Origin of the sequence: Spirosoma aureum (genome assembly GCF_011604685.1) — a bacterium.
In the GTDB taxonomy this organism is placed as follows: Bacteria; Bacteroidota; Bacteroidia; order Cytophagales; family Spirosomataceae; genus Spirosoma; species Spirosoma aureum.
This window is the reverse complement of record NZ_CP050063.1, coordinates 6,590,516-6,602,890: the sequence shown is the minus strand read 5'-3', so window position 1 is coordinate 6,602,890 and position 12,375 is coordinate 6,590,516. Positions and strand designations below refer to the sequence as shown.

At 47.5% G+C, this 12,375-nt stretch carries 11 protein-coding genes; 5 read left to right on the top strand and 6 right to left on the bottom strand.

The window, feature by feature from the left end; all coding sequences use genetic code 11:
* The first annotated feature begins 81 nt into the window (after positions 1-81).
* Positions 82-618: a GNAT family N-acetyltransferase gene (locus G8759_RS26270; RefSeq protein WP_167215028.1), complete on the top strand. Its 537-nt coding sequence runs from the start codon at positions 82-84 to the stop codon at positions 616-618.
* Here the strand turns inward: G8759_RS26270 and G8759_RS26265 are convergent.
* Positions 613-1,098 carry a DinB family protein gene (locus G8759_RS26265; RefSeq protein WP_167215025.1) on the bottom strand — a complete coding sequence of 162 codons (486 nt, stop codon included), beginning with the start codon at positions 1,096-1,098 and terminating at the stop codon, positions 613-615. The two genes, G8759_RS26270 and G8759_RS26265, sit on opposite strands and share 6 nt — an antisense overlap.
* Before the next feature lie 127 nt (positions 1,099-1,225).
* Between G8759_RS26265 and G8759_RS26260 the strand changes: the two genes are divergently transcribed.
* Complete coding sequence (locus G8759_RS26260; RefSeq protein WP_167215022.1) at positions 1,226-2,113, top strand: alpha/beta fold hydrolase; 888 nt, start codon at positions 1,226-1,228, stop codon at positions 2,111-2,113.
* 342 nt (positions 2,114-2,455) lie between these two features.
* On the opposite strand, the gene G8759_RS26255 is transcribed toward G8759_RS26260, so the two are convergent.
* The gene (locus G8759_RS26255; protein WP_167215019.1) at positions 2,456-3,328 is read right to left on the bottom strand and encodes an AraC family transcriptional regulator; all 873 of its coding nucleotides are present in this window, start codon (positions 3,326-3,328) and stop codon (positions 2,456-2,458) included.
* Between the two features lie 136 nt (positions 3,329-3,464).
* Here G8759_RS26255 and G8759_RS26250 point away from each other — a divergent pair, with 136 nt between their 5' ends.
* The 3 genes from G8759_RS26250 to G8759_RS26240 all read left to right on the top strand — a co-directional run bounded on the left by G8759_RS26250 (position 3,465) and on the right by G8759_RS26240 (position 9,378).
* The gene (locus G8759_RS26250) at positions 3,465-4,343 is read left to right on the top strand and encodes a sugar phosphate isomerase/epimerase family protein (RefSeq protein WP_167215016.1); all 879 of its coding nucleotides are present in this window, start codon (positions 3,465-3,467) and stop codon (positions 4,341-4,343) included.
* 42 nt (positions 4,344-4,385) lie between these two features.
* A complete protein-coding gene (locus G8759_RS26245; RefSeq protein WP_167215013.1) occupies positions 4,386-5,501 on the top strand; it encodes a Gfo/Idh/MocA family protein in 1,116 nt (371 codons plus the stop codon).
* Positions 5,502-5,604: 103 nt separating this feature from the next.
* Positions 5,605-9,378, top strand: a complete 3,774-nt coding sequence (locus tag G8759_RS26240; protein ID WP_167215010.1) for a PVC-type heme-binding CxxCH protein — start codon at positions 5,605-5,607, stop codon at positions 9,376-9,378.
* Positions 9,379-9,605: 227 nt separating this feature from the next.
* Here the strand turns inward: G8759_RS26240 and G8759_RS26235 are convergent, their stop codons facing one another.
* From G8759_RS26235 to G8759_RS26220, 4 genes are all read right to left on the bottom strand, one after another.
* The gene (locus G8759_RS26235; protein WP_167215007.1) at positions 9,606-10,541 is read right to left on the bottom strand and encodes a sensor histidine kinase; all 936 of its coding nucleotides are present in this window, start codon (positions 10,539-10,541) and stop codon (positions 9,606-9,608) included.
* A 190-nt stretch (positions 10,542-10,731) separates the two neighbouring features.
* The gene (locus tag G8759_RS26230) at positions 10,732-11,184 is read right to left on the bottom strand and encodes a hypothetical protein (protein WP_167215005.1); all 453 of its coding nucleotides are present in this window, start codon (positions 11,182-11,184) and stop codon (positions 10,732-10,734) included.
* Positions 11,185-11,259: 75 nt separating this feature from the next.
* Positions 11,260-11,784, bottom strand: coding sequence for an RNA methyltransferase (locus G8759_RS26225; protein ID WP_167215002.1), 525 nt, complete (start codon positions 11,782-11,784; stop codon positions 11,260-11,262).
* Positions 11,777-12,328 (bottom strand): PH domain-containing protein, encoded by a 552-nt coding sequence (locus G8759_RS26220; RefSeq protein WP_167214999.1) that lies wholly within the window; start codon positions 12,326-12,328, stop codon positions 11,777-11,779. Before G8759_RS26220 ends, G8759_RS26225 begins: the two co-directional genes overlap by 8 nt.
* Between the last annotated feature and the right edge of the window lie 47 nt (positions 12,329-12,375).

The window sequence follows — 12,375 nt, the reverse complement described above, 5'->3', positions numbered from 1 at the left end:
TTCCGGGGAGAAGTAAACTGTTTTCAGAATAGTAACAGAAAGTGGTTTACTTCTCGGAAATTTAGTTGTAAAAAATAGGCTATGTACTTTTTGAGGATTGTTGGCCGGCATCCCTACCTTACTCATATTCAACCCTGGTATGAGCAATCTTTCCCGATGGAGGAAAGGCGTAGTTTTGATCAACTCCTTCATATTCTCCATTACCCCGATATGCACTTCGTTGCTCTGGTCGATGACGAACAGCCTGTTGGATTTATTGTCTTTTGGCAGTGGGAAAATCTGATCTATGTCGAACATTTTGCCATTGATCCTGACAAGCGTGGGCAGCAAATCGGCCAGAAAGCCTTACAGCTTCTCTTGAAACTGAATGCTTCCTATGTTGCCCTTGAAGTAGAATTACCCACTGATGACCTGAGCAGGCGGAGAATCCATTTTTACGAGCGACAGGGTTTTTCTATGAATGCCTTCGATTACAGACAACCGCCTTATCGATTGGGCGGAACTGAAATTCCGATGAAACTAATGTCGCAGCCTGCTATTCCTGATCAGGAAACATTCAGCCACCTGAGCCAACAACTCAGAGAGAAGGTTTACGAACGCTTCTACTATGCTTTATAAACCCATCGGCTGATCACTCATTCGAATGGCACCACCTACTTGCAGAATGGTAAAGAAATGATGCGCTTCGTGGAGAAGAAAAAACTCGGTCCATCCTTCCAGCGTCATGGGTCCATAGGCTGGATGCAAACCAATACGGGTCAGATTTTCTTCCCGCAGGATGCTCAGAAAGGCATTTAAAGTTGCTCGCTCACCCCGCATCCGCTCGATCAACTCGTCAAACGAAAGCTGTAGCCAACCTGAAAACCCAGGATCATCGTCGGCTACATACCGACTAAATGATGGAACTTCCTGTTCGTTAATTTGCTGAATCCGATCCGTAAAGATTTCCTGATAACGCCCCAGATGAGCCAGATTTTCAAAAATCGACCATTTGCCCGACGGGGGCCGTTGCCGGATTTGCTCTTCAGTCAGGCTCAGTAACAAATGATCCAGTGCATCGGGTTGGCTGGCTAATCGGGTAAGAAGCGATTGTTTCATGCCCTAATGATAAAGCAATCATTAAAAACAACCAAATGGTCCATCTGGGGAAAACTATTTTTTGAACCTATAGTTGAGTAAATGAATAGAGTAAGATATTTTAACTCAACAAGCCATTTTTAACGTTATGAGCTACATCAAAGCAGGAACGGATGCGTCCGGTAATGACATTAAACTTTTCTATCAGGATCTGGGTGGTAGCAATGTTCGTTCAACCGTTGTATTGATTCATGGATGGCCGCTAAGCCACGAAATGTGGGATTATCAATTGGCCGAATTGCCCGCTCACGGCCTTCGTGTTATTGCCTATGATCGGCGAGGTTTTGGCAAATCCACACAAACCTGGGACGGGTATGATTATGATACCCTTGCCGATGACCTGAAGGCTGTGCTTGATACCCTTGATCTGCAAAATGTTACGCTGGTTGGTTTCTCAATGGGCGGAGGTGAGGTGGCCCGTTACATGAGCCGTCATGGTGGAGCTCGTGTGTCAAAAGTGGCGTTTATCAGTTCTGTAACGCCTTATCTACTCAAAACAGACGATAATCCGGATGGAGTAGATCAGAGTGTATTTGACGAAATCACGGAAAATATTCAGAAAGATCGTGCCGATTTCCTACAGACGTTCGGGAAGCAGTTCTACGGCGTAAATCTTATCAGCAAACCCGTTAGTCAGGCTCATCTGGATGGCGATTTCGCGCGGGCCTATGTTGCCTCCCACAAAGCTACGCTCGCTTGTGCCAATTCGTTTGCCACAACAGATTTTCGGAATGACCTGACTCAGATTCATGTTCCGACCCTGATCATTCATGGTGATGCCGACAAAACGGTACCGATCGAATCGTCGGGAGAATTAACCGCGAATGCTTTACCGAATGCTCATTATATCATTTATGACGAGGCTCCTCACGGGCTATTCGTAACGGAAAAAGATCGTCTGAATGATGATTTGCTTGCCTTTATTCAGGAAGGTGTCACAGTCCGCGAATCAGTAGGGACAACGACGCTCTATTAAATCAATAAAGTGTAGATAAAGTTAGTAGTAAAGAATTGGGTGTGTACGAATAAGTATGCACTTAATTCTTTTTTAAGGGTTTTTCAAATTCAATAGATACATCTACAAAACGGGAAATAAATTCAATTGTAAAAACTATCTCGTTAACTAAATTTAGTCTTCAGGTCGCTCCCTGCTTATTTTAACCTCTTTTTCCCTGTTTTGTCATCCTCGAAACGGAGCGAAACAGGAATTGCCGCTTATATGTTTTCATTCACCCCTGACTTTACTGATTAATTATAGAATGGCTTTGGGCAGGACTTTAACTGTTAAAAACAAAAAAACTGATTGATACACTAAAAATTACAATTGCCGATATGTCTTTACATAACCTGATGGCGTCTGCCCGGTTATGTCCTTAAATTGTCGGTTAAAGTTCGATAGCGTTCGAAAACCACTTTCAAAACTAATCTGGGTTACACTCAATTTACCATTGATGAGCAATTTGCAGGCATGACCGATGCGAACTTCGGAGACAAATTCCGAAAATGTTTTATTGGCACGCGCCTTAAAATAGCGACAGAAAGCCGGGGGAGTCATGCCCGCCAGATCAGCAATCGTTTCCAGACTAAGGTCATCTGGAAAATGGCCAAGCACATAATCATGGACCAGCTGCATACGGTCGGTTTCGGTCGGTTTAACCGTGTTTGTGTAGCCAGGACTGGTAAGGTATCGATAATCTGAAGCGTGAGAAAGGTCGTTTAGCAGGGTCAGCAGGCTAATGACCCGATCGAAACCGATTGGCTGTTTGGTCATGTTTTTTAACGCAGCTTCGGCTCGGGCACGGGTCGGACCATTCCATTCAAGTCCCTGCCGGGCATGGTTCAGCAACTGACGCAACAACATCATTTCCTGCTTTCCGAAAAAGTCGTTGCCCAGAAAATCTTCCGAAAAATAAACAACTATACCGCGGGTGGTTAAACCCGACTGTTTGTTAAAGTAAGCCTGATCACTACGCCAGAGATGCGGCAAATTTGGCCCAAGAAATACCAGATCACCGGGACCGAATGGTTTTATCGAATCACCAATAAATCGGGTGCCCGTTCCTTCTTCTACCAGAAAGAGCTGATAATGCGGGTGGAAGTGCCAGTTCGGATCAAAATGAATTTCGATCAATTCCTTTACTATGAATGAAGTCGCAACTGGCTCGAGGTCTTTGCGGAGGGGTTGTTTCATTCAATTATTCCTTTTTTAACGTAAATAATGGCTTGGGTTCCTGTTTTGTGTAAAAAAAGAGTCGGTATTCGCTAATAAAAGCCGCGATTCTCTATTCACTACTCTTTAAATTTGTTTAATTTTTTAGAGACTGAATATGAATAAGCTAGGAATGAATATGTTCGTCTGGACGATGTCGATGGACGAAGACCTTTCAGGCACGCTATTGTTCCTAAAAACGAGCGGCTTTGATTTCGTTGAAATACCGATCAATGATACCGATACGGGCAAATGGAAGCGCATCGGTCAGCAACTGGCCGAATTGGGACTGGAGGTTCAGGCATGTACGCTTTGCGGGCCTGAGTATAGTCTGATCAGTGCCGATGAATCGGTGCGTCGGGCGGGTGTTAACTACCTGAAGAAGATTATTGACTGTGCTTCTCTGGCTGGTGCAACGATTCTGATGGGCCCATTCTATGCTGGTTTCAAAACCTTTACGGGCAAACCCGCCACCATTGACGAGTGGAACTGGTCGGTGGAAGGTATACGCGAAGCGGCTGAGTATGCACAGGCTAAGGGTGTTTTACTGGCAATTGAGTATTTGAATCGGTTCGAAACCTACCTGCTTACCTGTGCTGACGAACTCGTTCGCTACGTAGAAGCGGTTAATCATCCGAATTGCCAGGCTGCTTTTGACACCTTTCATGCTAATATGGAAGAAAAGAACATTGCCGATGCCTTACGGAAAGTAGCGCCCTATCTGGTTCATGTACAGATTTCGGAAAATGATCGCTCAACACCCGGCCAGGGTCATATTAATTTTAATGAGGTTTTCAACGTGCTGCGGGAAGTTGACTACAACGGCCCGATTGCCATTGAAGCCTTCGGGCCCAATCCGCCAGAGCTGGCAGCGGCCACCCATATTTTCCGACCCATGTTTGAATCGCCCGAGCAATTGGCGGTCGATGGATTAAGCTTTATAAAAACAAAGAGTGAACAGGTAAATGAGCGAAAGAGCGAAGCATTCGCGTCTTAACTCATTTACCCGTTCGCTCAATTACTTGTTCTCTCTTTACAAATGATTAACATCGCCATTGTTGGCCTCGGATTTGGGGCCGAATTTATCCCGATTTACCAGCGGCATCCGCACGCAAACATGTACGCTATCTGCCAGCGTAACGTTGAGAAGCTTAATGAGATTGGCAATGCCTATGGTATTGACAAACGTTACAGCAATTACGATGACTTGTTGGCCGATCCGGCTGTTGATGCTGTTCATATCAACTCACCAATTCCAAACCATGCTGAGCAAAGCCTGAAAGCATTGCGGGCGGGTAAGCACGTTGCCTGTACCGTGCCGATGGCTACCACGGTTGAGGAGTGTATGGAGATTGTGAAGGTGACCAAAGAAACCGGCAAGAAATACATGATGATGGAAACAGTGGTCTACAGCCGCGAGTTTCTGTTCGTGAAAGAACTCTACGAAAATGGCGAACTAGGGAAAGTACAATTCCTGAAAGCCAGCCATCAGCAGGATATGGACGGATGGCCCGACTATTGGCCCGGTTTACCGCCCATGCATTATGCGACGCACTGTGTTGGCCCGGTAGCGGGATTGTTGAAACTTGAAGCGGATTATGTATCCTGCTTTGGGTCTGGTACCATTCGGGAAGAGCTGGCAAAAATCCATAACTCGCCATTTGCGGTCGAGTCGGCGCACATCAAATTCAAGAACAGTGATTTATCGGCTTATGTGTATCGGTCGTTATTTGACGTAGCGCGGCAATACCGCGAGAGTTTCGAGGTATATGGCGATAAAAAATCGTTCGAATGGCAGCTCATTGAAGACGAACAGCCCGTGATCCATACGGCCAAGAAGCCAGAGCCCGAGATTCCGGAAAAAGTGACTGTTCCCGATTATGCAAAGCTACTTCCTGAAGAGATTCAGCGCTTCACGACAAAGGGCGTTTACGACGCCGACGAACAGCAGCATTTATCCTTTACCCAGGGTGGTGGACATGGTGGGTCACACCCACATATGGTTCATGAGTTCTTATCCGCGATTGTCGAAGACCGTGATCCGTTCCCCAATGCGGCTCAGTCGGCCAACTGGACGAGCGTAGGTATTCTGGCGCACGAGTCAGCCCTACAGGGTGGGCAGCTTATAAAGTTACCGGATTTTGGAAGTATATAAGGTCAAATGCAGGGGTTGCCGGGCAGTGCACATAAGGTGAATAGCCAGGGTTCATTTTCGTCAACCTTTGTTTCTCAATCGGCCCGCCGATGCGGTTTAAACTATGAAAAAGACAATTCTCTTCCTGTTGACTGTAGGGCTGCTGACTCAGTGTGCCCGCCAGACGGCCAATCAATCCTCTACCCGCCAGACAGCGCTTAAACCGCGTCGAACCGAAATCCTGTTCCTGGGCGATAATGGCCATCACAAGCCAATTGAGCGAGTGCCTCAACTGATGGCTGCGCTGGGAAATAAAGGCATCAACATTACCTATACAGATAAACTGGAAGATATCAATCCCGAAAATCTGAATAAGTATGACGGTCTGCTGATTTTTGCAAACTGGGACAGTATTCCTAAACCTCAGGAAAAAGCACTGCTCGATTATGTCTCGTCGGGGAAAGGAATAATTCCCGTTCATTGTGCATCCTACTGTTTCCGGAACTCAGCCGAATACGTCGATAAAGTTGTTGGCGGGCAGTTCTGGCGTCATCGGATGGATACGATTCAAACCCGGTTTACGCAGCCAAACAATCCCATTGTGGCGGGTCTGCCCTCGTTTAAAGCATACGACGAAACCTATTTACACTCCCATCTTCAGGCCGATAACAACGTGCTTGCTGTTCGGGAAATAAAGGCAGACCAGGAAAAAGACATTGCAGCGTCTAACCGACCTGGAGCCAAAGAAGAACCCTATACCTGGACCCGGCAATACGGTAAAGGTCGGGTATTCTATACAGCCTATGGTCATGACGAACGCACCTGGAGCCAGCCCGGTTTTCAGCAGCTGCTAGAGCGGGGTATCCTGTGGGCAGTTGGCGATGAGGTGAAAAAGCTGCACGACGGCCTGAATCCGCAGGCGTTTGCCTATCACGAAGCCAAACTTCCGAATTATGAAAAACGGCCAGGCGCTCAGTTGGAGCAGGAACCACTTTCGCCGGAAGAGTCGATCAAGCACATTCAGGTACCCGTCGATTTTACGGTTGATCTGTTCGCGCATGAGCCCAATGTGATGCACCCGATTGCTATGACATGGGATGAGCGTGGCCGACTGTATGCGCTCATTACCAAAGACTATCCCAACGAGCGGAAACCAGAAGGCGGCTCCGATTACATCGTTATCTGCGAAGACACCGATAAAGATGGCAAAGCAGACAAGTTTACCAATTTTGCGGAAGGGCTGAGCATTCCAACTGGCATGACATTCGGCAACGGCGGTCTGTACGTGTCACAAGCACCGCATATGCTGTTTTTGCAGGATACAAACGGCGACGATAAGGCCGATGTGAAGAAAGTTGTGTTTACTGGTTTCGGCACCTACGACACCCACGCCGGGCCGAGCAATCTGCACTATGGTTTTGATAACTGGATATGGGGAAGCGTTGGTTATTCGGGCTTCAAAGGCAAAATCGGTGCTGATAGTGTAAAATTCAGTCAGGGCTTTTTCCGGTTCAAACCCGACGGATCGCAACTCGAACATGTAACCAGCACCTCCAATAATACCTGGGGATTAGGCTTTAACGAAACGGGCGATATTTTCGGAAGCACTGCCAACAACTCGCACGGCTGGTACATGGCTATTCCGAATCGATATTTTCACGGAGCACCTCATATTCGTGAGAACGGTAGCCGCAGTACGGATACCCACAAGGACATGAAGCCCATCACCGAGAAAGTACGGCAGGTCGATGTGTTTGGCGGATTTACGGCGGCAGCTGGCCATAATTTTTACACGGCTCGTGCCTTTCCGAAAAAATACTGGAATAAGATCGCCTTTGTCGCGGAACCAACCGGCCATATTCTGCACCAGAATGTGATGCAGAAGAACGGAACTGATTATGAAGATGCCGAAGGATTTAACCTGATGGCTGGCGCCGACGAGTGGTTTGCACCCGTATTTGCCGAAGTTGGCCCCGACGGAGCCGTTTGGGTGGTTGACTGGTATAGCTTCATTATTCAGCACAACCCAACGCCATCTGGCGCTACCAACGGATCGGGTAATGCCTACGAAACACCGCTTCGCGACTTCACACATGGGCGTATATACCGCGTTGGCTACAAAAATGCGCCAGCCTATACGCCGATCGCTCTGAGCAAAGATCGTCCGCAGGAATTGGTTGCTGCCCTGAAAAATACGAACATGTTCTGGCGGACAACGGCCCAGCGGTTGCTGATCGAACGGAACAACAAAGATGTCGTGCCGCAGCTAATTGCCCTTGTCAATGATCAGTCGGTCGATGAAATTGGTATCAATCCATCAGCAATTCATGCCTTATGGACGCTCCACGGGTTGGGTGCACTGGATGGCGATGCGTTGCAGGCAGCTGTCTCTGCGATTAAGCATCCGTGTTCGGGTGTTCGCAAAACTGCCGTGCAGGTATTGCCAAGAAATCAGTTAACGGCAAATACACTCCTTCAGGCCAATTTGTTGAACGATAAAGAGCCCGTCGTTGCGCTGAACACATTACTTGCTTTGTCAGAAATGCCACAGAGCCCGGCTATTCAGAATGCCATTTTAACCCGCCTGGACAAATCGACCGAAGTAAACGACCGCTGGTTACCCGATGCCTTTGCCTGTGTGCTAACAGGGCAGGATGGACAGCTGATGAAGGCATACCTGAAGCAGGTGACACAGAATGGCTCAACTCAGCCGAAAGTAGCACCCGCCCACGATATGAGCACGCATGCCGACAAAGGACATGGTCCGAATGCGCCAACGCCAGCTGTTGCTGCTTCAGGGAGCCAGCCTGATCTGGTAATTGCCGCTATTCGTACTACGCCAGAATCGCCTGCCGTTCGGGAAGGAACGAAGCTCTTTGTGGATGTGATGAATGCTGGCGGTACAGAAATTCCGGCTGGAACGCCCATTCCGTTATCGGTCCGTGTGGAAGGTCCAAAAGGAATGCAGGATGGTGCCAAAATTGATTTTGTGAGTGTGACGCATAATACAGGGATCAAACCGGGCGAAACCGTTACCATCAGCAAAGCCAACAATGGCCCGTGGGTTGGCGATATGGGTGTTTTGTTCGAACGGGCTGGGCAGTATACGATTACAGCCATGCTCGACCGCGAAAATAAGATACCGGAAGGCAATGAGCAGAACAACAATGCAACGCACACCCTAATCTATCGTGCTCCTCAAAGCATGGCCGCTTACGTGCTCGAACGGGCTTCCCGTAGCTACGCATCGGTTGCGCCTGTAGATTCGGTCGTTACGCTGCTTCGGCAAACGCAGAAACTTGAGCCAACCCAGAGCGACGCCATAGTTAAAGGCGTATCGGAAGGTTGGAACGTACGGAAGAAAGCGCAGGTAAATGATACGGATAAAGACTTTCTGGCAAGTCTGACCACTTCAGTTTCGCCCGATAACCGCGAACGTCTGGGGCGCCTTTATGAGGTCTGGGGCATAACAAAAAGCGAACCGGCCGACCCAAACGTAGAGGTTATACGTTTAAAAACGGTTCGTGAAGAAATGCGCTATGACAAGAAGGAATTTACTGTTACGGCTGGAAAACAGGTTGAACTCGTGCTGGAAAATCCGGATGCCATGCAACATAATCTGGTGATTGGTAAGCCCAAAACGATGGATCAGATTGGTGCGGCTGCCGATAAACTGATTACGGCTAAGGATGGTGCCGAGCGAAACTACGTGCCATCGATTCCACAAATCATTGTCGCAACCCCGTTAGTCAATCCAGACCAGACGTACCGACTTAAATTTACCGCTCCGGCAACGCCTGGCGATTACCCATTCGTTTGCACATTTCCAGGCCACTGGCGCATTATGAACGGCGTCATGAAGGTCACAAAGGCTGGAGCTGTCGTTACAGCTAAATAAATAGCTGTAGAATAGGTGATTAAGGTAACTGAGTAATCGAAGGCATGTGATTGTGGATCACAAATCGCCTTAATTACTCAGTTACCTTAATTTTTTTTGGATCAGGCCTACGCTGAACGCTGTCAGCGACGTGCTATGTCTGCAAATGGCTTACCTAATGACCACGGACCACCCGAGTGGTGAGACGGCATTGACGGGGCTGAGCGTAAGCCAGAGTACAAGTCAGTTTATTTGGATGCGGCTTTTTTTGCCTGAATAGGGTCCGTAAAGGCTGGCAATAAAGCCGAAGATGGAATCTGGATAATGAATTCGCTGCCGTGACCCAATTCGCTTTTTACCCAGATAGTCCAGTTGTGGGCCTGAACAATGCGTTGTACATAACTTAAACCTAAACCAAATCCCTTAACACTGGGCTGATTCCGGTCGTGAACTCGAAAAAACGGCTGAAAAATCTGCGGTAGTAGCTTTGGTGAAATACCCACGCCCCGATCACGAACAGTAATCGTCAGCCCCTCGTTATTTGTCTTGGTCAGGAGGGTTATTTCGGGCTTCTCAGAGCTGTATTTTACGGCATTGTCTAACAAATTGTGTAACACATTTGTCAGGTGAAGCCGATCAGCCAGCACGTGTGGCTCTGTTCCGGGTAGGCTTAGCCCTAAGTAATCGCCGTGACGCTCGGCAACTGAATGCAGGAGCTGATGGAGTTGAACTGGTTCCGGATTCAGGATTAATGTTTTACGGTCGGCCCGAGCCAGAGTTAACATAGTTTCGACCTGGTGCTGAAGCCTTTCTGTTTCTTCGCGAATAATACGAACGTATTTCTCCGTACGTTCAGGCTGGTCTCGGGCAATAGGAGAATCCAGAATATCGGCTGCCATTCGAATGGCTGTTATGGGCGTCTGGAATTCATGAACAATCGAGTGCAGCACTTCCGTTTGTACGACCGACCGCTGGCGTCGGCGCAGGAGCCACCAGAGTGAGAAGCCTAAGAGGAGCTGAGAGACCATAGCCAGGACAAATAGAGCCAGCCAACGCAGGGATTGGGCATTTACTAAAGCCGTTTCGGGCAATACAGACCAGTTTGCATAGAGTAATCCAGCCGTAATAATTGACAGCAAAAGTGCAAAAATAAAGAGAGGAGGGGCTGTAGACCGGGGTAGCATAACTCCGTCTGATAAAAGTTAGCAAAGAAAAGGCACTGGACAAATGCTAAGTGGACGTAGCTCGTACGTAAATGTCACAAGAAAATTACCAAAAAAGCAATAGATGAAAACAAAAAAGCCCGCTTTGTGCGGGCGAAAAAGAAAAAGGTATCGAATTTAAATACGTTTATTCGTTTTTGTTTAAATACGTTTATTCATTATCGGCCGAAAGTTCCGTACTGGCGGGAGTGCTGGCAGGCTTGGTGCTCGCCCGGCGGGAAGTCGTAGCTGGTTTAGGAGCTGGTGCCTGTTTACGGTAGGTACGTGCTGGTTTGGGAGCAGCAGCTACAACAGCATCAGCAGCCGTATCAGCTATTTTATTGGCTGCCCGTTTGGCGTTTTTAGCCGCCTTTTCAGCGTTTTTTTTCGCTTTTGCCAGATCCTTTTTTGCCTTCTTCTCAGCGTTCTTGGTAGGCTCCTTTTTCTTTTTCTCGTTCTTGTCAATTAGTTTGGCAAGTTTCTTCGCCAATTTATCTGCCGACTTTTCGATAGACTTCTTCATTTTTTTTGTTGCCTCACCTGCATCGGCTAGTTTGGCTTCAATGGAACTGACGATGTCTGCTGCCAGCGATTTTTGCTTGGTTTTTGCGGTTTTGTTTGCCATTTGGTTCTATAGAAAAAAATTTACAAATAAATACGAAAAAAATAGGACAATCAAAAATCCAATGTTAAGTTTTCGTTATCTTTTTTGAAGAAAATCCCAGCAAACAATCCCGGCAGTAACCGCAATATTTAAGGAATGCTTCGTGCCAAACTGGGGTATTTCGAGGACCAGATCTGACAACTGTACCACTTCATCCCGAACGCCCGTTACCTCATTACCGAACACAAAAGCATATTGTTTGTTTGACTGTGGTCTAAAATCAGTCAGCGAGGTGCTCCCTTCTGCCTGCTCAATGGCTGCCACAATCCAGCCTTCTGCCTGTAATTGCTGAATCAACGCAGTCACATCGTTGGCATACTTCCACGCAACAGATTCCGTAGCACCCAACGCCGTTTTGGTGATGTCGCGGTGGGGTGGCTGGCCTGTAATACCACACAGATACAAGGCTGAAGCCCTGAAGGCATCGGCTGTCCTAAACACCGAACCAACATTGTTGAGGCTGCGGATGTCGTCCAGAATCAGGCAATAAGGGAATTTTTCAGCTTCTTTAAAGTCGACGACCGATAGGCGATTCAGTTCGTCGAGTGAGAGTTTACGCATTAGACTGGTTCAGATTATTCTGTAATAATTGCCTGATATCGCGCAGCGTATCGCGTACTTCCGTAAGAAGGATCTGATCCGGATTAGCTGCTGGCTGACTGGTTCGGGTCGCTATTAATTTTTGCCGCTGTTCGAGAATATGCGTCCGAAAGGACTGAGCGTCGATGATCCCAATCAGCTCCATATTATGCGCCTGATTGGGACTTTGTCCAGCGGTTTCAAATTTTAAAATGCAAAGATCAAAATAACGCAGCAATGGACCGGCGACAAAAGTAACATCCTGAATATTTTCGAGCGGAATTGTTTTCTCAACGTGTACGAGAATACCCTTTTTAAAGCGTAAAGAGCGTTCCGATAATTCACACTCGAGGTTATGAAAATAATGGCCACTCCACCATTGTCCGACGCCCAATAGCCAAATGGGAAGAAGCACAATGCCAATAACCGTGACCAGTAAAATGAAAGCTATATACAGCAGGAAATACGTCCGGATGATGGGGTTGAATTGAACTCTCAGGGGGAGTTCTGGGTCAGTATGAGTCATGGGACAACGGTTGTTTGTGCAGGAATACGTGTCGGTTAAAAGCGAGA